This window comes from Tunturiibacter gelidiferens (assembly GCF_051013345.1).
In the GTDB taxonomy this organism is placed as follows: domain Bacteria; phylum Acidobacteriota; class Terriglobia; order Terriglobales; family Acidobacteriaceae; genus Edaphobacter; species Edaphobacter gelidiferens_A.
The window spans coordinates 2,954,389-2,975,631 of record NZ_CP132939.1; the positions used below are offsets into that span (position 1 = coordinate 2,954,389).

At 60.3% G+C, this 21,243-nt stretch carries 21 protein-coding genes and 1 pseudogene; 6 read left to right on the forward strand and 16 right to left on the reverse strand.

All coding sequences use genetic code 11. The annotated features are described in order from the left end of the window. Positions 1-102: 102 nt before the first annotated feature. The 6 genes from RBB80_RS14625 to infB form a co-directional block, all read right to left on the reverse strand. Positions 103-279 (reverse strand): hypothetical protein, encoded by a 177-nt coding sequence (locus RBB80_RS14625; RefSeq protein ID WP_183768873.1) that lies wholly within the window; start codon positions 277-279, stop codon positions 103-105. Beyond that, positions 276-689 carry a DUF6677 family protein gene (locus RBB80_RS14630; protein WP_433969002.1) on the reverse strand — a complete coding sequence of 138 codons (414 nt, stop codon included), beginning with the start codon at positions 687-689 and terminating at the stop codon, positions 276-278. The genes RBB80_RS14625 and RBB80_RS14630 overlap by 4 nt, the downstream gene beginning before the upstream one ends. A 97-nt stretch (positions 690-786) precedes the next feature. Continuing rightward, entirely contained in the window at positions 787-1,662 is an 876-nt protein-coding gene (locus RBB80_RS14635) for a M24 family metallopeptidase (RefSeq protein ID WP_433969003.1), read from the reverse strand. Between the two features lie 107 nt (positions 1,663-1,769). Further along, positions 1,770-1,997 carry a hypothetical protein gene (locus RBB80_RS14640; RefSeq protein WP_433969004.1) on the reverse strand — a complete coding sequence of 76 codons (228 nt, stop codon included), beginning with the start codon at positions 1,995-1,997 and terminating at the stop codon, positions 1,770-1,772. Positions 1,998-2,359: 362 nt separating this feature from the next. After that, the gene (locus RBB80_RS14645; protein ID WP_433969005.1) at positions 2,360-3,049 is read right to left on the reverse strand and encodes an FkbM family methyltransferase; all 690 of its coding nucleotides are present in this window, start codon (positions 3,047-3,049) and stop codon (positions 2,360-2,362) included. A gap of 337 nt (positions 3,050-3,386) precedes the next feature. Then, on the reverse strand, positions 3,387-5,756 hold the full coding sequence (infB, locus tag RBB80_RS14650) for a translation initiation factor IF-2 (protein ID WP_433969007.1): 2,370 nt from the start codon (positions 5,754-5,756) through the stop codon (positions 3,387-3,389). A gap of 1 nt (position 5,757) precedes the next feature. On the opposite strand from infB, the gene RBB80_RS14655 reads away from it, so the two are divergent. Beyond that, on the forward strand, positions 5,758-5,886 hold the full coding sequence (locus tag RBB80_RS14655; RefSeq protein WP_433969008.1) for a hypothetical protein: 129 nt from the start codon (positions 5,758-5,760) through the stop codon (positions 5,884-5,886). A gap of 261 nt (positions 5,887-6,147) precedes the next feature. Here the strand turns inward: RBB80_RS14655 and RBB80_RS14660 are convergent, their stop codons facing one another. The 3 genes and pseudogenes from RBB80_RS14660 to RBB80_RS14670 all read right to left on the reverse strand — a co-directional run bounded on the left by RBB80_RS14660 (position 6,148) and on the right by RBB80_RS14670 (position 8,646). Next, the gene (locus tag RBB80_RS14660; protein WP_433969009.1) at positions 6,148-6,585 is read right to left on the reverse strand and encodes a translation initiation factor IF-2 N-terminal domain-containing protein; all 438 of its coding nucleotides are present in this window, start codon (positions 6,583-6,585) and stop codon (positions 6,148-6,150) included. 136 nt (positions 6,586-6,721) lie between these two features. Beyond that, positions 6,722-8,316, reverse strand: a pseudogene (nusA, locus tag RBB80_RS14665) (transcription termination factor NusA). A 78-nt stretch (positions 8,317-8,394) separates the two neighbouring features. Beyond that, positions 8,395-8,646, reverse strand: a complete 252-nt coding sequence (locus RBB80_RS14670) for a hypothetical protein (RefSeq protein ID WP_433969011.1) — start codon at positions 8,644-8,646, stop codon at positions 8,395-8,397. A gap of 693 nt (positions 8,647-9,339) precedes the next feature. On the opposite strand from RBB80_RS14670, the gene guaB reads away from it, so the two are divergent. Beyond that, positions 9,340-10,866, forward strand: coding sequence for an IMP dehydrogenase (guaB, locus tag RBB80_RS14675; RefSeq protein ID WP_433969012.1), 1,527 nt, complete (start codon positions 9,340-9,342; stop codon positions 10,864-10,866). Positions 10,867-10,905: 39 nt separating this feature from the next. After that, on the forward strand, positions 10,906-11,175 hold the full coding sequence (locus RBB80_RS14680) for a DUF2277 domain-containing protein (RefSeq protein WP_433969013.1): 270 nt from the start codon (positions 10,906-10,908) through the stop codon (positions 11,173-11,175). A gap of 109 nt (positions 11,176-11,284) precedes the next feature. Here RBB80_RS14680 and RBB80_RS14685 read toward each other — a convergent pair whose 3' ends face one another. The 7 genes from RBB80_RS14685 to RBB80_RS14715 all read right to left on the reverse strand — a co-directional run bounded on the left by RBB80_RS14685 (position 11,285) and on the right by RBB80_RS14715 (position 16,630). Further along, on the reverse strand, positions 11,285-12,274 hold the full coding sequence (locus RBB80_RS14685; RefSeq protein WP_433969015.1) for a GNAT family N-acetyltransferase: 990 nt from the start codon (positions 12,272-12,274) through the stop codon (positions 11,285-11,287). 92 nt (positions 12,275-12,366) lie between these two features. Beyond that, positions 12,367-13,362 carry a hypothetical protein gene (locus tag RBB80_RS14690; RefSeq protein WP_433969017.1) on the reverse strand — a complete coding sequence of 332 codons (996 nt, stop codon included), beginning with the start codon at positions 13,360-13,362 and terminating at the stop codon, positions 12,367-12,369. An 89-nt stretch (positions 13,363-13,451) separates the two neighbouring features. Next, positions 13,452-14,177, reverse strand: a complete 726-nt coding sequence (locus RBB80_RS14695; RefSeq protein ID WP_433969019.1) for an ArnT family glycosyltransferase — start codon at positions 14,175-14,177, stop codon at positions 13,452-13,454. 27 nt (positions 14,178-14,204) lie between these two features. Then, positions 14,205-15,152, reverse strand: coding sequence for a DHH family phosphoesterase (locus RBB80_RS14700; RefSeq protein ID WP_433969020.1), 948 nt, complete (start codon positions 15,150-15,152; stop codon positions 14,205-14,207). 45 nt (positions 15,153-15,197) lie between these two features. Continuing rightward, a complete protein-coding gene (rbfA, locus tag RBB80_RS14705) occupies positions 15,198-15,608 on the reverse strand; it encodes a 30S ribosome-binding factor RbfA (RefSeq protein ID WP_179585274.1) in 411 nt (136 codons plus the stop codon). A 108-nt stretch (positions 15,609-15,716) separates the two neighbouring features. After that, complete coding sequence (locus tag RBB80_RS14710) at positions 15,717-16,013, reverse strand: DUF503 domain-containing protein (protein WP_433969022.1); 297 nt, start codon at positions 16,011-16,013, stop codon at positions 15,717-15,719. A 227-nt stretch (positions 16,014-16,240) separates the two neighbouring features. Beyond that, the gene (locus tag RBB80_RS14715) at positions 16,241-16,630 is read right to left on the reverse strand and encodes a YidH family protein (RefSeq protein ID WP_433969024.1); all 390 of its coding nucleotides are present in this window, start codon (positions 16,628-16,630) and stop codon (positions 16,241-16,243) included. 326 nt (positions 16,631-16,956) lie between these two features. On the opposite strand from RBB80_RS14715, the gene RBB80_RS14720 reads away from it, so the two are divergent. From RBB80_RS14720 to dcp, 3 genes are all read left to right on the forward strand, one after another. Next, the gene (locus tag RBB80_RS14720) at positions 16,957-17,727 is read left to right on the forward strand and encodes a multiheme c-type cytochrome (protein ID WP_433969026.1); all 771 of its coding nucleotides are present in this window, start codon (positions 16,957-16,959) and stop codon (positions 17,725-17,727) included. An 8-nt stretch (positions 17,728-17,735) separates the two neighbouring features. Then, entirely contained in the window at positions 17,736-18,206 is a 471-nt protein-coding gene (locus RBB80_RS14725; RefSeq protein WP_433969027.1) for a cytochrome c3 family protein, read from the forward strand. A gap of 343 nt (positions 18,207-18,549) precedes the next feature. Then, positions 18,550-20,739, forward strand: a complete 2,190-nt coding sequence (dcp, locus tag RBB80_RS14730; protein WP_433969029.1) for a peptidyl-dipeptidase Dcp — start codon at positions 18,550-18,552, stop codon at positions 20,737-20,739. Positions 20,740-21,243 lie beyond the last annotated feature (504 nt).

A 21,243-nucleotide genomic window follows, 5' to 3' on the forward strand; every position in this document is an offset into this window, starting at 1 on the left:
GGGCGACACCGTGATGGTGCGCGAAGAACTTGAGTGCCACATCCAGCCTATGGCAAAGGGGTGTCGATTGCAACGTTTTGCGTGGGAAGAGAGGTGATCCGATCAGTGCTTGATGAGCCACATGATCCAACTGGCCGCGATGGTGCCGCCGACGAAGAGCACGAAGCAAAAGGCACCGAAGCGGATCATCGTGCGGGGTTCCGAGCGCTGCGTGATGCCGAAGACGATCGAGGTGAAGAGAGCGAAGAGCAGAACTGCTCCGAAGTGCGAGATGGTCACGAGCGCTTCCTCCCGGTGGCCAGCGAGTGCGCGTCGACGGCGGAGATGATGTTGAGCAGGCCGGCCACGACCATAAATTTGGTTCCGTAGTCGGCGGTGGCTACCTGCACCGTGACCTGGCCGAGATCGAAGATCCGCGCGAGAACGTAGAGCAGGCCGTTGCCGAGGTCGCCGGCGAAGTTGAGGATGTCGAGCAGGTCGCCGGTGTTGGGCGAGTAGATTTTGCCCTTGAGAGCGAGGCCGATGCTGAACATCGCGACGATCGAGACCAGCAGGAGGCTGCCACGGATCCATTTGCGTTGGAGCAGGTGACCTGCGCCGGGGATGAGCCAACCCGCGACCAGGACCATGGTCGGAAGAGAGGAAGATTTGCCAGCGACCCGCGCCGGCGCTTGTACGTTCGTCGTCATTTCAATCCTGATGATACCAGTTGCGGATACTAATTCGTGGCTCACCGAGCTACCAACGATTGGGCTGAGGTATGCGAATTCTTTGAAGAATCTACGGCTACACCCTGACGAGCTCGGTCTGGATGCGACCTGTGACCTCGGCTTTGCCTTTGCGGGCGATCATGTCGACTTCGCTGCGGATGCCGAACTCGCCGGGGAAGTAGAGTCCGGGTTCGACGGAGAAGCAGGTGTTGGGGAGGAGGAGGCGCTCGTCGTGGGTCTCCAGATTGTCGAGGTGGGCTCCGTTGCCGTGGAGGACGGTGCCGATGTTGTGGCCGGTGCGGTGGGTGAACCAGTCGCCGAAGCCGGCGGCACGGATGAGGTTGCGGGAGGCGTCGTCGGCCTGCCATCCGGCGATGGGCTGGTTGGCCGAGAAGGCGTTCTGCACGACTTTGATGGAGGCGTCGCGGGCATCGCGGACGGTGTTGAAGATGAGGTGTTCGCGTTCGGTGGGCTCGCGGCCGACGACTCCGGTCCAGGTGATGTCGTACCAGATGGCGGAGGGGTCATTCTTGAGCCTGGCCCAGATGTCGATGAGGACGAAGTCGCCCTTGCGGATGGGACGGGAGCTGGCGGCGGTGGGCTCGTAGTGGGAGTCGGCGGAGTTGGGGCCTGCGCTGACGTTGGGGCCGTGCTCCCAGTCGAGGCCAGCTCGTGCCATCGCCTGCTGCAGGTACTGGACCATGGCGTGCTCGTCAGTTCCATCGGATTGTGCGCGGGTGCCGATCTCGCTCCACGCTGCGGCGAGGATCTCGTCGATGTGTCGCTGCGCCACGTAGTGGGTGGCGAGCTGGGCGTCGGTGAGAACGGCTTCGAAGTGGCTGACAAGGTCGGCAGAGCTGACGATCTCTTTGCCCAGGCTGCGAAGGAGCTCGATGGTGCCGGCGTCGACCATGGAGACGTACATGATGGCGTTGCGCGGCGAGTACTGCATGGCGAGTTTCGTCTGGCCTGCGAGGAGGGTTTCGATCTGGGCCTCGAGCTCCTGCCAGGAGGAGTAGACCGACTTTGTGCCGGGGAGGGAATCGAGGCGTCCGGCTTCTATGCGGTGAACGAGTTTTTCGGCTCGCCGTGGGTGGGGATGAGGTAGAACCAGCGGCGGGTGACGTGGGCATTGGGGTCGAGGCCGAGGATGCTGTAGGCGAGGGGGTCGCGATGGTGGTGGTCGTAGAAGAGCCAGCCGTCGATTTTATTTTCCCGGAGGGCTTGTTGGATGGCAGAGAGGTCGAATTTGGTCTCGCTTGGTGGCTCGGTGATGATGTTCGGCATGGTACCTCCCCCTCCTGGGTGAAAAGTGCGCAAAGTCTTCAAACCAGAAGACATGAGTCTGGACTCGCTGGTCAAGTCCTGACGGCTTAAATGCAAAGGCCCGGCAGTTGGCCGGGCTTATTTTGCTGATTTAAGGTTATCAGGCCTGTCAAGGCTTTTGCTGTGGAAAGCGGCGAGTTAGCTAGTCCGCGAGAGCAAAAGATAACGGCAAAAGCAAAGGCAATGAATCAGTCGCTGCGCCTTCGCTCCTGCCTTCGGCAGAGAGGAAACCGCTCCGCGGTTGCGTGTGAAACCCAAGGCTAGAGCCCTGGGTTACCTGGAAGCGAAAGGACGTTGGCGAGAAGCTGAGGGCTGAAGGAGTTCTAGTCTTTGAGCGAACCGATTTTGGAGGCGTAGATATAGCCCGCGTTGCGCTGATCTGCGGGATAACCGGCGTCGTCGAGCCACTTTACGCGGAAGCCTTTTTGCTGGAGGCGCTGGATGATTTCCGTTGGGTCGCCGACGGTGTTGTGGACCTCCATCGCGAGATTGTCGACTTCGTCGAGCCATTGCACGGAGTCGCGAAAGATGGCGAATTCGGCGCCCTCGATATCCATCTTCAAGAAGTCAACGTGTTCGATCCCGTAGGTCTGCATCAGTTCTTTTACGGTGATTGCCAGGTTGCTGTCGAAGTTATAGGGGTCGCACATGGCGTGGAGGGCGGCGGAGTCGTGACGGAGAGACTCCCCGCAAAGAACCCCTTGATGAATCGTTAGCCCTGGTATCGTGCCCAGCTTTGAGCGAAATGTGTTGTTGGGGTAGGTGAGGGGATCGACGCCGACCACTTTACCGTCGGGACCTGCCAACTGCTTCAAGAGGCTGGCGACTACGCCGGTGTTGCAGCCGAGATCGAGGCAGTTGTTGAAGTTCAGCTGCCTGAACTCTCGGAAATAGATTCGACGGACGAAGAACTCTCGCAGGAAGGCGTAGCCGTTGCCCGGCGTAGTGTTGATTGCGTTTACATCTACGTCAAGTTGACGCCCGAGCAGGTGAAAGCGCAGGATGCCGGACATCGCGTGGTCGGCGGAGTAGAATTTGCGCTCGCGAAGGACGGTGGGGGCGTTCTGAAGAACAGCGCCATATCAGCGTAGCGCCTGGAATTTCGGCATCGTGTGCCAGGTTTGAATTACATCGTCGGCGAGGCGTCTAAGCGGTTGGGCCATTTCGTTCCATAGTACAGGCGAACGTCGAGTTGGCCGTCGGGTTTATACAGAATCAAGCCGTAGTTTGTGTGAGACAACGAGTGTGGACGATGCGGGTGCGGCTGCTAGAGAGACGTCCAGGGTTGGAGACGGCAACACAAAGGCCGGGATCGCTCCCGGCCTTTGTGTGTTGCGTGTTTGGGTTTGGTTACGCGTTGACCGGGTTTTCGGCGTTGGCTGCTGCGGCAGCCGCTGCGGCTTCGCGTTCCTTCTCGGCCTTCTCTGCTTTTCTGGCTGCGGCAGAGTTCTGGCCGAGTTCGGCGGCGAGGGTTTCTGTGGTGAAGGACTCGATGATGTCGCCGACACGAATGTCCTTGTGACCGGCGAGATCGATACCGCACTCGACGCCCTGACGGACCTCGGAGACATCGTCTTTGAAGCGCTTGAGGGAGGCGATCTTGCCCTTCCAGACTTCGGCGCCTTCGCGGAGCAGACGTACCTGCTGGTCGCGTTTGATGAGACCGTCGGTGACGCGGCAGCCGGCGATCTGGCCGACCTTGGTGATCTTGAAGACGTTGAGGACTTCGGCGCGACCGGCGTAGTTCTCCTTGAAGACTGGCTCGAGGAGGCCGTACATCGCCTTGGTGATCTCGTCCTGCAGTTCGTAGATGATGGAGTGCAGACGAATCTCGACGTTTTCGCGCTCGGCAACTTCGGCGGCCTTGCGGTCGGGCCGGACGTTGAAGCCGATGACCACCGCGTTCGAGGCAGAGGCGAGGAGAACGTCGGATTCGGTGATGGCGCCGACACCGGAGTGCAGGACGCGGACGCGAACCTTCTCGGTGGACATGCGCTGGAGCGAGTCGGCGAGGACCTCGACGGAGCCTTGCACGTCGCCCTTGAGGATGAGGTTGAGGTCCTTCATGCCAGCCTGCTTGATCTGCTCGGCGAGGCCTTCGAGCGAGACGCGGGAGGACTTCGCGAGTTGCGCTTCGCGCTCCTTCATCTTGCGGTACTGAGCGATTCCCTTGGCCTTGTCGCGGTCTGCCATGACGAGGAAGGTGTCGCCGGCGTCGGGCATGCCCTCGAGGCCGAGGATCTCGACCGGGGTAGAGGGGCCGGCTTCGGTGATGGGACGGCCGCGGTCATCGAACATGGCGCGAATCTTGCCGAAGGTGTTGCCGACGATGTAGCTGTCTCCGGTGCGGAGGGTTCCGTTCTGCACGAGGATGCTGGCGACGGCGCCGCGGCCACGATCGAGCTTGGCTTCGATGACGGTGCCGACGGCGGGACGGTCGGGCTGGGCTTTTTGTTCGTTGACGTCGGCGACGAGGCAGATCATCTCCTCGAGCTTGTCGAGGTTGAGGTGCTTCTTCGCGGAGACTTCGACGAACTCGGTGTCGCCACCCATGTTGGAGGGTTGAAGGCCGCGCGCGGTGAGCTGCTGGATGACCTTCTGGGGGTTCGCTTCGGGCTTGTCGATCTTGTTGACCGCGACGATGATCGGCACGTTGGCGGCGCGGGCGTGGTCGATGGCCTCGAGGGTCTGGGGCATGACGCCGTCGTCTGCTGCAACGACGATGACGACGATGTCGGTGACCTTGGCGCCACGGGCACGCATGCGGGTGAAGGCTTCGTGGCCGGGGGTATCGAGGAAGACGATCTCGCGACCGAAGGCCGGGGAGTCGGGCTTGGTGATTTTGACCTTGTAGGCGCCGATGTGCTGGGTGATACCGCCAGCTTCGCCGCCTGCGACGTCGGTGGATCGGATGGCGTCGAGGAGCGAGGTCTTACCGTGATCGACGTGGCCCATGACAGTGACGACGGGCGAGCGGACGACTTCGACCATGCCGGTGGTGTCTTCGAGGAAGCCTTCGATGGCCTCGTTTTCGAGCTGCTCTTCGACCGAGATGATGGTCGCGTCGGCGCCGAACTGGCGGGCTACGTCTTTGACCAACTCGCCTTCGAGGGACTGGTTGACGGTGACGAAGACGCCCTTCATGAGGAGGGTCGCGATGAGATCCTTGCCGCGAACGTCGAGCTTCTCGGCGAGGTCCTTGACGCTGATGCCTTCGGTGACCGTGATGGTGCGGGTGATCGGCACCGGTTCGCGGGAGATCTGGGCGCCGCCGAAGCGTGGTGGCGGCTGGAAGCCCTTCATCGGGCCTTCCTTGGTCTTCTCGTAACGCTGTCCGCCGCGACGAGAGGCAGGGCGTGCTGCGGGGCGCATTCCTGGCTTTTCGCCAGGTCCGGGCATTACGCCGGGGGCTCCGCCTGGACCACCCGGAGCGCCACCTGGGCGGGCTCCGAATCCGGGACGGGCAGGGAAGCCGGGACGTGCGCCGGGAGTGAAACCGGGACGGCCAGGTGCGCCGCCAGGACCTCCTGTGCCTCCGGGGAAGGTACGTGTGGGGTGCATCGGACGGCGTGCGCCTGGGGCCGTCGAGGACATCGGACGGGAGCCGGGAGCGCCGGGCGACTGCGGACGTGGGCGCTCGAAGATGGGGCGGCCGCGCTGTGGCGTACCGGGGGCCACTGGAGGCGCGGTGTAGATGGGTCGCGGGCCGGTCTGCGGCATAATGACGCGACGAGCCGGAGGGCCGGGGGTGTGGCCGGAGCTGCGGGTGCTGCTTCTGACTCCGCCTCTGCAGTGGCCGCTGGGGCTTCTACGACCGGAACAGCTGGTGCCGCTTCGACTGCCGGGGTAGTCGGGACGACGGGCTTTGGCGTCGGGGCCACTTCGTCGGCTGCGGTTGGTAGTACCGGCTTTGCGACAGCCGGAGCAGCAACGACGGGAGCGGTCGCAACGACCGGGCGGTCAGTGGCAGTTGGAGCTACCGCTGAAGAAACAGCAGCCGGCGGGCGGGCGATGACAGGGCCGGCCGGTGGCTTGCTTGCGATGGCGGGGCCGGGCGCGGGAGCGACAATGTTTGCGCCCTGGCGGGGCAGCGGAACGATGCGCCGAGGCGCTACCGGTGCAGCCTGGGCCGGCGCTGCAGAAGGGACATGGGCCGCGGCTGGAGGTGCTGCAACGACCCGCGGCGGTGCAGCTGCGACGGTGGCAGAGGCCGGGGGCGGCGGTGCGACGACGGCTGTGGGGCGCGGTGGGGGGCGGCTTTGGCGGTGGCCTCGGCATGTTTGCGCTCAAGGATCGCCTTCAGGGCGTCACCGGGTTTGGAGACCTTGGAGAGGTCGAACCTGGGCTTGTTGTCGGCCTGCTGCTGCTGCCGGCTCGCGCCACTTCTTCCGCCGTTTTTGAAGTAATCCCGAACTCTTTCGGCCTGATCGGCTTCAATCGAGCTGGAGTGGGTCTTTCCAGACACGCCAATGGCTTCGAGCGCGTCCAGAATAGGCCTGCTCTTTACTTCCAGTTCTCGTGCCAGATCGTTAATTCGAACTTTGCTCATCCGTCCCTTTTCGCTTGCCCTGCGCGGTTAGCTGTTCATAGCAGCCTCATCGTTGCAGGAGTCTTTATTGTAAGTGCTCTCACTGGATTTCGAGAGTCCGTGATCCAGGGAATGCTGTGGCGCGTGGTTGTATTGGCTAACCACGATCGTTTCCATCGTCGATACCTTCATCGGAGTGCTCCTGGGCTTCGTCAACCAGGCTGTCTACGGTGTCGTTATCCAACTCGATTTGTTCTTCGCGTGCATCGTTGTCCGAGAAGGCATCGGTGGCGGATTCCGCCTCTTCTGCGTTGGCGATGTCTTCGGCGGAGAGGTTGTTGACTTCGTGTGCGGTGCCAACGCCCGCTTCTGCGGCCAGAATTGCCTCGGGTGTCTTTTCCATGGAGCCCTCCTCTGATTCTGTTGCTTCCGTTTGAGATGCAGCGGAGAGGGCAGGGGCGGGACGCTCTTCGCCTTCTTCGTACTGGCCAAAGTAGTGACGAACGGCGACGGAGATCTTTTCGACGGTCTTTTCTCCGATGCCGGGAACCTCTTCGAGTTGCTCGGGTGTCATGTCGGCGAGGGCTTCTACGGTGGTGATCCCGGCAGCGATGAGCTTCTCGAGGATGGCTTCGCCGAGCTCGGAGACCTGCTCGATCGGAGTTGTCGGTCCGCCGCTCATGGCCTGCATCTGGCTCTCGACCTCCTGACGCTTCTCCTCTTCGCTCTTGATGTCGATCTTCCACTGGAGGAGTTTGGCGGCGAGGCGAACGTTCTGGCCCTTCTTGCCGATGGCGAGCGAGAGCTGGGTGTCGTCGACGATGACTTCGATCTGCTTGTCGGCGAGGTCGGTGATGGAGACGCGGCTGACCTTGGCGGGCTGCAGGGCCTTCTCGGCGAAGGTGGTGATCTCTTCGGAGAACTCGATGATGTCGATCTTTTCGCCGCGGAGCTCGCGGATGATGGACTGGACGCGCATGCCTTTCATGCCGACGCAGGCGCCGACGGGGTCGACGTCCTTGTCGCGGCTCATGACGGCGATCTTGGTGCGCTCACCAGCCTCGCGGGCGATGGCGCGAATGGTAACGGTGCCGTCGTAGATCTCGGGGACTTCGGACTGGAAGAGGTTCTGGACGAGGCCGGGCGCGGCGCGGGAGACGATGACCTGCGGGCCCTTGGCGGCGCGGTCGACGCGGAGGAGGACGACGCGGACGCGCTCACCGACGGCGAACTGCTCGAGGCGGGATTGCTCGCGCTTGGGCATGCGGGCTTCGGCTTTGCCGAGGTCGAAGATGACGTCCATCGGCTCGAGGCGTTTGACGGTGGCGTTGAGGACCTCGCCGGCGCGGTGGTTGTACTCGTTGAAGACGGTGTCGCGCTCGGCTTCGCGGACCTTCTGGAATATGACCTGCTTGGCCATCTGAGCGGCGATGCGGCCGAGAGGGTGGTGTCCTTGTAGAAGCGCAGTTCTCCGCCGACCTCGACTTCGGGGGCGAGCTCGCGGGCCTGCTCGAGGGTCATCTGGTTGATGTCGTCCTCGACCTGCTCGGGGCTCTCGACGACGGTTTTGAAGACATAGGCGCGGATCTCGCCGGTCTCGCGGTCCATCTCGGCGCGCATGTTCTCCTGGGTCTTGTAGTACTTGCGCGTGGCGAGCGCAATTGCGTCTTCCACGGCACCTACGACAACGGCCGGCTCGATTCCCTTGTCGCGGCTCAACGTCTCGATCGATTGATACAGAACACTTGCCATTGGTCACTCTTCCTTGCTCTCGCCCGATCTCTCGGGTTTGTTGTACTGATTTGAATCTGTCCTTTGTGCGAACAGTTTCTAAATCTCTGCAACTAAATTGGCCTTTTCGACGTTTGCCAGGGCGATGTCGACGGTCGATTCTGTCACAGCCTTCTTTGCCTTGCCCTTCTGTTTGACGGCAGAGAGGTCGATCGTAAGTACTCCGTCTGAGAATCTGGTGAGACGGCCTTGCCACTGCCTGTTCTTGTTCACCGGGGTAAAGGTCTGGAGCTTGACCAGGCTGCCTTGAAACCGGGTGAAGTCTTCGGGGCGAAACAGCTTTCGTTCCAAGCCTGGCGAGGAGACCTCGAGGGTGTACTCTGCCCCGGGATAAGGTCTTCTACGTCCAGCACCGTGCCAAAATCCTGTGCGAATACAGCGCAATCCTCGTGGGTGACACCGGAGAGCCTTTCAACAGGCACTCCTTTTGGGAGGTCTGAAACAGCTTCATCTGCTGCAAGTTCGGCAAGCTTGGCCCGTTCTGCTGCGTTTTTCTCTACAAAGACGCGCAAGGTGCGGAATTTGACGCCGCCCTGAAACTCAAGATCGACGAGTTCCAGGTTGTGGGAGGCGGCGACACGCTCCGCGGTTGCTCGAATTTGGTCTAGCTGGACTGCCATAAGCGTTATTTCCGGTTCAATGGTCCCGTGTGCACAAACGCTTTTAGAGCAAATAAAAAGTGGGCTTTAGCCCACTCATCTCTTCCGTCAAATCACCGGTGTGGTCACGGCTCTCATTCTTACGACGGAACAAAATCGTCTGCAAGACAAATGATACATCTCCTTTTGCCGTAATTCAATGGGCTCGTCTGTTCGGAGGAAGGGGAGGAGTTGCGAGCGGCTGCGAAACTTTCGTGAAATTGTGCCATCCAATTTGCTATGGGTCAGATACGACTCTACAATCGATGAAATCCCGCGAAATACAGGCTTGCTGCCGCATGGCCCGTCGCTTTTAAACCATTACAACTGGAATCTTATAAAAATTATGATTAGCTCCCCCGTACCCGAAGCCCTTACGTTTGATGACGTTCTCCTTGTGCCTGCCTATAGCGACGTTGTTCCGACCCAGGTGAGCACGCAGACCCAGCTGACCCGAAATATCACGCTGAGCACGCCGCTGATGTCGGCGGCGATGGATACGGTGACGGAGGCTCGGCTGGCGATTGCGATGGCGCAGCAGGGCGGGCTGGGGGTGGTGCATAGGAACCTGACGATCGAGCAGCAGGCGGGGGAGATTGACAAGGTGAAGCGGTCGGAGAGCGGGATGATTGTGGATCCGGTGACGATTGCGCCGGAGCAGTCGATTGCCGATGCGCTGGAGGTGATGCGGCGGTACAAGATCTCGGGTGTGCCGGTGACGAAGAATAAGAAGCTGGTGGGAATTTTGACGAATCGCGACCTGCGGTTTGTTTCGCGGACGGACCTGACGATCGATTCGGTGATGACGAAGACGAATCTGATTACGGTGCCGGTGGGCACGACGCTCGAGCAGGCAGAGCAGATTCTGCATCAGCATCGCGTGGAGAAGTTGCTGGTGGTCAATGATGACTACGAACTCAAGGGCTTGATTACGGTCAAGGATATTCAGAAGAAGTTGAAGTATCCGAATGCTTCGAAGGACAGCCAGGGGCGGTTGCGTGTGGCTGGGGCGATTGGAGCTACCGGAGATTTTCTGGAACGGGCCGAGGCTCTGGTTGCGGTGAGGGTGGATGCGCTGGCGATTGATTCGGCGCATGGACACTCGTCGCGTGTGCTGGAGGCGGTTGCCGCGGTGAAGAAGCGGTTTCCGCAGATTGATTTGATGGCGGGGAATATTGCTACGTACGAAGGCGCGATTGCGCTGATGGATGCGGGAGCCGATGCGGTGAAGGTGGGGATCGGGCCAGGGTCGATCTGCACGACGCGTATGGTGACTGGCGCTGGCATGCCGCAGATTACGGCTATCTCGGAGGCCTACCGCGCGGGGCTGGAGCGGGGGATTCCGATTATTGCGGATGGCGGGATCAAGTACTCGGGCGACGTGACCAAGGCGATTGCTGCAGGGGCGAGCGTGGTGATGATGGGGTCGCTGTTTGCCGGAGTGGATGAGAGCCCGGGAGAGACGATTTTGTATCAGGGGCGCTCGTTTAAGGCGTATCGCGGGATGGGTTCGTTGTCGGCAATGGCGCAGGGTTCGGGTGAGCGGTATTTCCAGGGCAAGAGTGATATGGAAGATGCAGCGAGCACGGAGAGGCCGTCGTTGACGGCGCGGGAGAACGGCGGCTCGAACCGGCTGGCGAAGTTTGTGCCGGAGGGGATTGAGGGCCGGGTACCGCATCGTGGACCGCTTGAGGGGATGGTGTATCAGCTGGTCGGCGGTCTGCGTTCGGGGATGGGGTATCTGGGATGCGGGACGATTGCGGAGTTGCAGGCGAATGCGCGGTTTATTCGGATCTCGAACGCCGGGCTCCGAGAGAGTCACGTCCATGATGTGATCATCACGCGTGAGGCGCCTAACTATCACGTGGAATAGAATTCGGTAGTGAATTCGCCTATGCGTTGAGGTGAAGCAATGTGCAGGAACATCAAAACTCTGTTCAACTTCGATCCTCCCGTGACGGACGCAGAGATTCGAGATGCGTCGCTTCAGTTTGTGAGGAAGATCAGCGGATTCAGTAAGCCGTCGAAGGCGAATGAAGCTGTGTTTGAATCCGCGGTGGATGAGATATCGCTGATCTCTGGCCGCCTTCTGGCGTCCCTCGAGACGAATGCTGCGCCGAAGGATCGGGAGGAAGAGGCTGCGAAGAAGAAGGCTCGGGCGGCGGAGAGATTTGCTGTTTGATCTTGTGAGGCGTCCTGCCGGACAGGCCCACTCCGCGTGGTGCGGTCACTTCGTGACTTGTATACCTTGTTTTGGTGGTATGGTCATTGCTTCTCCGGCATAGCGACGATCAGGATGACTGATTCGTTCTGTCGAGAACCATGGCGTCGAAGCGATGGCGGGTGAAGAAGCTGTGGTTCTCATAGAGTTTGACGGCTTGCTGGTTGGCTTCGGTGACTGTCAGAGTGATGGCTGCGAAGCCGGCTCGGGCCAGATGGTGTGTGCAATGATCGAGGAGGGCTCGTCCAAGGCCGCGGCCTCGCCAGGCGGGTGCGATGCAGAGCTGGGTGATGTGGGCCACGTCGCTGGCTACGCGCGAACATAACAACATTCCGACGATGGAGCCGGTGTGGCGGTCGCGAAGTACCCAGGAGGCGTTGGGCTCGAAGACGCCGCAGCCCGGGAAGCGGACGATGTTGTGCAGGAAGCGAAGTGAGCCGTGCAGGGAGCAGTACTGATCGTTGATGCGGGCGTCGATGTGGCCCAGGTAGCACTCATGGATCAGCTCGGCGGCGGCCTGATAGTAATCGGTGGACCAGCGGAACAGCTCGATATTGGCCGGAAGGTTCAATTCGGGTGAAGCCTGGGGCGCGTTTGCAGAGGTGTTGAGATCGCGCTCCATAAAGAGGCGGGGGTACATGGCGAATCCGGCTGCTAGAAAGGCTTCGTTGATGGAGCCGGTGTCGTAGAGCAGAAGCTGCGACTCGATACGTTGAATGCCGGGAGAGTTCTGCAGGAGCTGCAGCAGTTGGTGGAGCAGGGTCTGTATGGTCTGAAGCATCTGCGGCGTGTCGTTCGCAATTGCGAAGGCGTCGCCGACGACAGCTTTCTGGCCTTCGTAGACGCAGAAGGTGAAGCCGCAGATGCGTCCCCGGTCGAGCGCAACAAAACCGGGCAGAATGCGGGAGTCGAGATACTGGAGAAGGAGTTCGGTGGAGCTTTGATAGTTCCAGCGCAGGCGGTGCTCCCAGACGCGTGACTCGGTTTCGAGCAGGGGACGGAGTTGGCGCGCGGAGAAATGGCGGAGGTCCAGTATCTCGAGTTGGGTCGCGACGGCCATACCTGTGGGAGGTCTTTCGTCGAGCTTATAGGAATTTTGGTGGGATGGGTGAGTGTTAGGTGAGGCACCCGGTCAGGGGTGTTTCGTAGTCGCTATGGTTTGGCGTAGACGCGGTAGACTTCGATCCCTTGAGATTCGTAAAGGAATAGAGGTTTGTAGACGCGCCCGGCGAGCCAGCGGTCGAGATCGGAGGCTTCGCTGGCGCGGATGACGAGGATATGTTCGGCGTTGGGGACGCCGTCGGTGCCGTAGTGGATCATCGGCTCGTCGCGATAGAAGGCGAGGCCGTAGTCCATGTCGCGCTTAATGTCGGTTGCCACCAGCTTCACGTCGGGCGCCTGCCGCTGAATCTCGCGGGCGAGCGGGCGGGCAGAGTAGTTCATGTCGAGCTCTTTGCCGTAGAAGCCGAGGAGAAAGACGAGGGTAGCGAGAACTGGAAGGAGGGTTACGTTGCATACCTGCGAGATGCCCCAGCGGCGAATGGTAAGGAAGACAACGACTCCGAAGGCGAGTGCGGCGGCGCCTGCGATCAGCAGCCATTGCGTGGAGGGTACGAGGGTCTCGTACTTCATGTGCTGGGGGGCGAGCGCGAGGACGAAGACGAGGAGACCGCAGGTGGCTGCGTGAGCCCAGGTAAGCCATTGGGGCAGACCCTGGCGGCGACTGCGGTTGAGATAGTCGGCCGTGAGGATGGTCAATGGAGGAATAGAGGGAAGGATGTAGCCGGGGAGCTTGGAGCCGGAGAAAGAGAAGAAGACGATGGGGAAGAGTGCCCATAAGACCAGGAACTCGGGAAAGGCGTCGCCGGCGCGGGTGTGGCCGAGGTAACGCTGTGGATTATGGCGCACCTTCCACTCGGCGATTGAGACTTCGATGGAGTCGACCAGGGCACGGATGGCGATGATGGTCCAGGGCATCAGGCCGATGAGCAGGACGGCGACGTAGTACCAGAAGGGCTGATGGTGCTGATAGCGGTTGGTGGCGAAGCGCTCGAGATTGTGTTCGAGAAAGAAGAGGCGGTAGAAGGTTGGGTTGCGCTTTTGAACCGCGATGTACCAGGGCAACACCATGACGAGATAGAGGATCACACCGGGGATCCAGATAGTGCGGCGAAGAACCGACCACTCACGCCGGAGGCCAACGAAGAGAAGGATGATGGTCAGCGCAAGAAAAGGAGCTACCGGACCTTTCGCCAGCGTCGCGGCTGCTCCGAAGAAGTAGAGATCAAAGAGCCAGAATTTTTTCCGGTCTCGTACCAGGCGTACCAGCCGAGCATCCCGATGCAGAAAGGGGCGGCGAGTTGCATGTCGGTGGAGGCCCCGCGGGCAAAGCTGACGATGGCGACGCAGGAGAGTGTGATCAAAGCTGCGTCGAGGTGGCCGCCGGGGCGGAAGCGCCGCATGTGGAGAAAGATGAGCACGACCAGAGCAAGAGCTCCCGAGGAGGAGGGGAGGCGCGCGGTCCAGTCGGAGACTCCGAACTCCTTGAAGAAGCTCATGGCGCGCCAATAGTAAAGGGCGGGCTTTTCGAGCCAGGGTTTGCCGTAGAGGATGGGAGTAACTGTGCCGCCTGCGATGCAGTGAAAGGAGTTGCGAATGTCTTCGGGGCGTAGGCTGCGCGGGACCATCTTGGCGTCGACCTCGTGGCAGGCCGTGGAGTGCGCTGTGAGCATCTCGCGGGCAACCTGAGCGTATCGCGGCTCGTCTGCGCCTACCAGACCAAGCTGGTCGCCGCCGAAGACCGGTACAAGACCGTAGAGCAAAAGAAAGGCGGTGACCACGAAGAGAATCAGGAACTCGCGGATGGTGGTGATGGAGGGGAGCTTCAGATAGTGCTGCAGCCGCATCATGGTTGCGCTGCCATTCCTTGCGCCGGAGACGGCGGGATGTTGGATATCGTTCATTTTCCTAAGAGGAGCGAGACAAGGCTATCAGAGTCCTGTCCGCAGCTGGGTGAGAATGCGCTCGAGAGCGACCGGGAGGGGGCCATCGAGGGTGCATCCGCTGGCGTTGCGATGGCCGCCGCCGCCGAAGCGTTCGGCGATCCGGGCCACGTCGGTCTCGCCTTTGCTTCGGATGCTGAGGCGAAACTGGTCGGCATTGGCGACCTCGCGAAGGAAGACTGCCGATTGGACGCCGGCGATGCTGATGAGGTAGTTGACGACCCCCTCGCAATCTTCAGCGATGGCACCGATGCGATCCATATCTTCGCTGGTGACCCAGGTCCAGGCGAGATCGTCGTCGCATTGGAGGTTCGAGAGGGCGATACCGAGGAGGCGGATCTTGCTGGCCGGATTGGAGAGATAGATATCGCGGGCTATCCGGCTTGGATTGGCTCCGCAGGCGGCGAGATGATGGGCCATCGCGAAGGTGTCGGCGGTGGTGCTGGAGTAGGTGAAGGTGCCGGTGTCGGAGAGGATGCCGGCGTAGAGGCAGCTGGCCATGGAGGGCGTGATCTCGACGTTTGCTGCTACGGCGATGTGATAGACCATGGCGGCGACGGCGCAGGCGTGTTCGTCGATCCAGTTGACTGAGGCGAAGGGACGGCCGCTGGCATGATGGTCGATGTTGATGAGGGTGCGGCCTTCGAGGCCAAGCAGGCCGGTGCGGATGATGCTGTCGCACTCGAGGAGGATGGCGGGGGTGGTGCCGGTGGGATCTACGTCGTTTGCGGAGGGTGTGGTGGATCCGGCTGATGTTCGGCAGAGTGCTGTAGGAGGAGGGTATGGGGTCGGCGAAGACGATGTCGGCCTGGCAGCCAAGTTGGTCGAGTACTTCGGCCAGGGCGAGGACCGAGCCGATGGCATCGCCGTCGGGACGGGTGTGCGAGGCCAGAAGGAAGCGGGGATAGGACCGGAAGGCCGCCAGTAGATCGTCAATCTGCGTCGCGTGAGGCTTCGCTTCGAGGAGCTGGGCTTGGGGAGTCATGGTTTGGCGGGAGCCCCTGGGGTCGGTTCGGCTGGGGTGCGCCTCTGCTCGCGCTTTCGAGTGCGGGCAAGAAGCTCGTCCATGCGTCCGGTCATCTTCTCGGAGCGGTCGATGGCGAAGGTGAGCTCTGGCACGTGGCGAACGCCCATACGATCGCGGAGCTGTGAGCGGATGTAGGCGCGGGCGGTGGTGAGGCCTTCGAGAGTAGAGGCTTCTTCCTCCTCGTTGCCGTGGACGGCTACGAAGATGCGGGCGGATTTGCCGCCGGGGGCGAGGACGACCTCGGTGACGTAGCTGGGGGCGATGCGGGGATCGGAGAGCTCGCCTTCCAGCATGGCTCCAATCTCCTCGGAGAAGGTGTTGGCGACACGATTGCGATGGTAGGTTCTGGCGCGCTGCTCGGGCATAAGGTTTTGACTAGGTAGAACGGTTGAGGATATCAAAGTTGCGCCGTTCCACCTAGGGCGTGGGAGCGATTCTGGCGGATTTCTTGTGGATTGCGGCGACTTTCCGAGTCATTCAGGCAGGATTTCGGCGTAGGAGTCGGTGATTTCGGCGCTCAGGTTGGCTGCGATGCGGTGGACGGCCTGGTCGATCTGGTGGAGCTGGCCGGTGAGGTAGCTGGTGGACGAAGAGATGGCTGCAATACCGAGGGTGGCGCGGTTCCACACGATACCGTCGTCGAGCTCGGCTATGGCTAAGTTGAAGCTGTGGCGGAGTTTATCTTTCATAGAGCGGAGGACCTGGCGGCGATCCTTGAGGGACTGGGCGTGGGGGATTTCGAGTTCGATGGTGAGTTTGGCTATGGGCATGATGTTTGTACCCTCCCCCTCCCCCTGAGGCATTTTGGGTTTAAGTCTTTTATTTTCTGGGACCTGAGGGAGGACCTTGTCTGTAAATATTCCATCTAAAATGGTTTACCTGAAAAATATTGAAAGTAGGCCACTTGAGGCGTGAGTCTTGTGCCCAAAGCTCGTGGATTGAGTTGTAGCCTTCTTTGGGCGGTTGTTTTGTCAAGTCCCCCTTTTTTTGCTCGTTTCTAACGGACTAGAACTAAATAGATGCCCATGGCTATTCCCACGGCGGCCAGGATAAGGCCGAGGATGACGGCGTCGCGAGAGACGCGGCCGGGGCGCCAGGTGCCTGAGCTTAGTTCGTGGACAAGTTGGAAGTGGCGGTAGACGGAGCTGAGGTTGACGATGACACCGAGCGCCACGAGGCAGACTCCGGACCAGAGAGATAATCCCGTGGTGTGGGGAGTCAGGTGGGACTGTGCGGCGCTGATCTGGCGGAGGAAGAGGCCGAAGCGGCTGACAGCGAAGCCGATTCCCATGAGGCCGAGGCCGGTACGGATCCAGGCGAGGAAGGTCCGCTCGGCAGCGAAGTAAACGCGGGGGTCCTGCTCGGCGGGCTGGGATGGAGGGACCATGGTGGGATTGTAAGGCAGTGGACTGGTTTGGCAGCGGACGAACGCTGGTGAGTTGTGGTGTTCCGGTGGTGACCAGACTGCGAATCGTGGTGATTTGGTGGTGCTCTTCGGGAGGAGTCAGATGGTTATGCGGGGTTGGGTCCTGGACGACGGGATGACGACGGTGGTTCTGATGGGATCGACGAGGCGGGCGTCCAGTTGGTGGTGAGGTTGGGTGAGGTCGATAGGGGCGTTAGTGGGCGCGCGTAGCGCTCGGCGCTGGCGGTTGAGGTCGCGTGGAGATGCGCTGACAATTCTGTGACAGGGGTTGGTTATAGTCGGAGACCATGATGGAGCAGCGTGGACTGACGTTGGTGGGTTGTGAGTGGGTAGCCAGAAGATGGCAGGTGTTCTTCGCGATTGTCTTCACGGTTTTCATCTGCGGGCGGGCGGGGGCGGGTACTTCCAAGGCTGAGTTTGTCGGCTCGGAGAGTTGCAAGACGTGCCATGCTGCGGCGTACAACGGGTGGAAGCAGACGCGGATGGCGAATGTGGTGCGGGATCCGAAGGTGCATCCCGAGGCGGTGATTGCGGACTTTACGCATCCGAACCCGCTGGTTACGTTTGGGCTTGACGATGTGGCGTTTGTGTATGGGAGCAGGTGGAAGCAGAGATTCTTTACCAAGCGTGGGGATGACTACTATCCGGAGCCGGCGCAGTGGGATGTGAAGAAGGGGCGATGGCTGCCGTATCACGCGGAGACGGGTACGGACTGGTGGCTTCCGTTTTATGGGCCGAGCAACTTCGATCGTCCTACGGGGCCGACGTGCGATGGGTGCCACTCGGTGAACTACAACGTGGAGACGAAGCAGGTGACGGAGTGGAATGTCGGGTGCGAGAAGTGCCATGGGCCGGGGAGTCTGCACGTGGCGCATCCGACGAAGCAGAACATTGTGAATCCGGGGACGCTTGATAATGTGCGGGGGAACGACACCTGCATTCAGTGTCACAGTCAGGGGCGGCCGATGGCGAATCCGATTGGCGGGAAGTACTTCGACTGGCCAGTGGGTTTTGTGCCGGGGAGCGGCTCGCGGACTTCTGGACTCTGGAGGAGTTGAAGCCGGGGGTGACGAACTTCTTTCAGTATGCGGACCTGACGGCGCATAAGAACAGGATGCAGGGAAATGATTTTGTGCAGAGCAATATGTATCACCGGCAGATAAGATGCTTTGACTGTCACCAGGTGCATAGCAATGAGAACCAGTCGGACCTGATTGCGAAGGGGAATGCGGTTTGTTTGACGTGCCACACGAAGGACAATCCGGCGGGGCTCAAGGGGACGGTGAGTGAGCATACGCATCATGCTGCGGGGAGCAAAGGGAGTGAGTGCGTGGCGTGCCATATGCCCAAGATCGAGCAGACGATCAAGGACAACTTTGTGAGTGCGCATACGTTTCGGTTTATTACGCCAATTGAGACGGAGCAGACGGGGATCCCGAATCCTTGTACTTCTTGCCATACGGATAAGTCGACCGCGTGGGCTACGAAGGAGTTGAGGGGTTGGAAGACTACTTCGCCCTGGCGGGTGGGGAATTAGTTGGTTGCTGAAGGACGGGCAGAGCCGAAGGGCCGGTTTTTTACTCCGTTTGGCTGCGTTCGATGCAAAGGCAATTGCAAATACAGGGATCTCTCCACTTCGCTGTTCACGATGAGGCTGTGAACAGCTTCGGTCGAGATGACGGTGTTTTGTCTTTTTTGAAAGGACGAACAAAGCAAAAAACAAAGGCAAATGCCAAAAACAGATCCCTGCGTGATGACAAGAGAACAAGCACGACAGGGGCAACCGCAGATCCCCTGCGGGGATGACAACAAGAAAGGCGAGAGCGGCAAGGCTCTAGTCAGGGAGAAATCTTCTACAATTTGGGATTGGGAGATACCCATTGACAGAGACAGAGCGTTTGGTGACTGCGCTGGCTTCGGTGCGGCGTGCGAGTTTGGCGATGATCCTGGGAACGTTTGCGGGGGTGAGTGTGAGTAGTGCGTCGGGTGCGGTGATGAACGCGAAAGATGCCGGGTTTGGGGCGGGGAATCCGTTTTATGCGAAGAGTACGCTGCCGTTCGAGGCTCCGCCGTTCGACAAGATCAAGGACAGCGACTACGAACCGGCGATTGAGGCGGGCATGGCGGAGGAGTTGAAGGAGACTCAGGCGATTGCAGATAACTCCGCTGCGCCTACGTTTGAGAATACGGTTGTCGCGATGGAGAAGACTGGCGCGTTGTTTCAGCGGGCGATGGCGGCGTTCAGCGGAGTGACGGGAGCGAATACGAATCCCGAGCTGGAGCGCGTGCAGAAGGAGCTGGCTCCGAAGCTGGCGGCGCACAGGGACGCGATTTATCTGAATACGAAGTTGTTTCATCGTGTGGCTGCGGTGCATGAGCAGAGGGAGTCGCTGAAGCTGAGCCCGGAGGGGCTGCGGCTGGTAGAGGTGAGGTACAGGGAGTTTGTGCATGCGGGCGCGAACCTTTCGGATGCGGATAAAGAGAAGCTGAAGAAGCTGAATGAAGAGGAGTCGACGTTGTCGAACGGTTTCCGCAGCAAGGTGCTGGCGGCGACCAAAGATGCGGCTTATGTGACGGCAGACAAGACAGCGCTCGAGGGTTTGACGGCAGCAGATTTGGGCGGGGCGCAGGAGGCGGCGAAGGAGCGGAAGAAGGACGGGTATGTGGTTGCGTTGCAGAATACGACGCAGCAGCCGGCTCTGTCGTCGCTGAGTGTGAGGGCTACGCGGCAGGCGGTGTTTGAGAACTCGTGGACGCGGACAGAGCGCGGGGATGCGAACGATACGCGGTCGACGATTGCGCGGCTGGCACAGTTGAGGGCAGAGAAGGGCAAGCTGCTGGGGCATGACACCTATGCGGGATGGAAGCTGGAAGATCAGATGGCGAAGACGCCGGAGAACGCGCTGAAGTTTATGGATGCGCTGGTGGCTCCGTCTACGACGAATGCGGCAGATGAGGCGAAGGATATTCAGGGGGTGATCGACGCTCAAAAGGGCGGATTTTCGGTCGAGGCGTGGGATTGGGAGTTCTACTCGGAGCAGGTGAGGAAGGCGAAGTACGACATCGATGAGGCGCAGGTGCGGCCTTACTTCGAGCTGAATAATGTGCTTGAGAACGGTGTGTTCTATGCGGCGGCACAGCTGTATGGGTTGAGCTTCAAGGAGCGCAAAGACATTCCTGTCTGGAATGCCGATGTGCGCGTATTTGAGGTGTTCGACGCGGATAGCAAGCCGCTGGCGCTGTTTTACTGCGACTACTACAAGCGCGATAACAAGAACGGCGGGGCGTGGATGTCGAACTTCGTCGATCAGTCGAAGCTGATGGGCACGCTGCCGGTGGTTTATAACGTTGCGAATCTGCCGAAGCCTGCGGCGGGTGAGCCGGCGCTGATCAGCTTCAGCGATGTGGTGACGATGTTCCACGAGTTCGGCCACGCGCTGCATGGGATGCTGGCGGATAGTGAGTATCCGAGCCTGTCGGGGACCTCGGTGGCGCGGGACTTTGTGGAGTTTCCGTCGCAGTTCAATGAGCATTGGGCGACGTATCCGGCGGTGTTCGCGCACTATGCGAAGCACTATAAGACGGGCGCGGCGATGCCGGAGGAGTTGGCGACGAAGATCAAGAAGGCGGCCGACTTCAACCAGGGGTATCTGCTGACGGAGTTGCTGGCAGCGGCGGAGCTGGATATGCAGTGGCACTCGCTGCCGGTGGGCGAGGGATTGCAGGAGCCGGATGCGTTTGAGAAGGCTGCGCTGGCAAAGAAGGGTTTTGGGCTGAGCTATGTTCCGCCGCGTTATCGGTCGAGCTACTTCTCGCACATCTGGGGCGGGGGATATGCGGCGGGGTACTACGCGTATCTGTGGAGCGAGATGCTGGATGATGATGCGTTTCAGTGGTTCCAGGATCATGGCGGATTGACGCGGGCGAATGGAGACCGGTTCCGGAAGATGGTGCTGTCGCGCGGGAACACGGAGGATCTGGCGAAGATGTATGAGGCGTGGCTGGGGAGTGCGCCGAAGGTGGAGCCGATGCTGAAGTACCGTGGGCTGGAGAAGGCTGCGGCGAAGTAGGCGCTTTGGGTGAAGGAGAGAGATTTCCGCTGCGCGCGGGGCGGTCACTTCGTGACGGGTATACCCCTTCGGTTAGCGCTCCCGTTGGTCGCGAAGGAATATTCTTCCGCTGACCGGCGACGATTTTTCTTCGCAATTTTGACAACTTCAGATATGCTCGTTTTCATTCCAAGTTCACATAGCAAACTGAATTTCACCTGTCTCGAAGTTTAAGTTCACAGTTGCCTGGGCGTCGTCACCACGGGTCCGCCGTGCTGCATCGCTGCATTTGTGTCTTCCGGATTGGCCATCTTCAGACAAAAAAGAGACTTGTTTCGGTTCGCGCTGCACTACTTCAGGAGGCCAGACTATGACTAAGTGTTTGCGTTTTTCGTTCCTCGTCCTTGTTTGCCAGATGGCGTGTCTGCTTCTGGTTTGTCCGGTGTTTGGGCAGCAGACGCTCGGCGGCCTGACCGGTGTGGTGACCGATAGCCAGGGGGAATTCTACAGGGCACGGTGGTGACG

Bases quoted from the DNA above. Each gene is read 5' to 3' on its own strand.
- RBB80_RS14630 (WP_433969002.1), bottom strand. From the start codon at position 689: ATGACGACGAACGTACAAGCGCCGGCGCGGGTCGCTGGCAAATCTTCC.
- RBB80_RS14635 (WP_433969003.1), bottom strand. From the start codon at position 1,662: ATGCAGTACTCGCCGCGCAACGCCATCATGTACGTCTCCATGGTCGAC.
- RBB80_RS14640 (WP_433969004.1), bottom strand. From the start codon at position 1,997: ATGCCGAACATCATCACCGAGCCACCAAGCGAGACCAAATTCGACCTC.
- RBB80_RS14645 (WP_433969005.1), bottom strand. From the start codon at position 3,049: ATGTCCGGCATCCTGCGCTTTCACCTGCTCGGGCGTCAACTTGACGTA.
- infB (WP_433969007.1), bottom strand. From the start codon at position 5,756: ATGCCGCAGACCGGCCCGCGACCCATCTACACCGCGCCTCCAGTGGCC.
- RBB80_RS14655 (WP_433969008.1), top strand. From the start codon at position 5,758: ATGACGCGACGAGCCGGAGGGCCGGGGGTGTGGCCGGAGCTGCGGGTG.
- RBB80_RS14660 (WP_433969009.1), bottom strand. From the start codon at position 6,585: ATGAGCAAAGTTCGAATTAACGATCTGGCACGAGAACTGGAAGTAAAG.
- guaB (WP_433969012.1), top strand. From the start codon at position 9,340: ATGATTAGCTCCCCCGTACCCGAAGCCCTTACGTTTGATGACGTTCTC.
- RBB80_RS14680 (WP_433969013.1), top strand. From the start codon at position 10,906: ATGTGCAGGAACATCAAAACTCTGTTCAACTTCGATCCTCCCGTGACG.
- RBB80_RS14685 (WP_433969015.1), bottom strand. From the start codon at position 12,274: ATGGCCGTCGCGACCCAACTCGAGATACTGGACCTCCGCCATTTCTCC.
- RBB80_RS14695 (WP_433969019.1), bottom strand. From the start codon at position 14,177: ATGAACGATATCCAACATCCCGCCGTCTCCGGCGCAAGGAATGGCAGC.
- rbfA (WP_179585274.1), bottom strand. From the start codon at position 15,608: ATGCCCGAGCAGCGCGCCAGAACCTACCATCGCAATCGTGTCGCCAAC.
- RBB80_RS14710 (WP_433969022.1), bottom strand. From the start codon at position 16,013: ATGCCCATAGCCAAACTCACCATCGAACTCGAAATCCCCCACGCCCAG.
- RBB80_RS14715 (WP_433969024.1), bottom strand. From the start codon at position 16,630: ATGGTCCCTCCATCCCAGCCCGCCGAGCAGGACCCCCGCGTTTACTTC.
- RBB80_RS14720 (WP_433969026.1), top strand. From the start codon at position 16,957: ATGATGGAGCAGCGTGGACTGACGTTGGTGGGTTGTGAGTGGGTAGCC.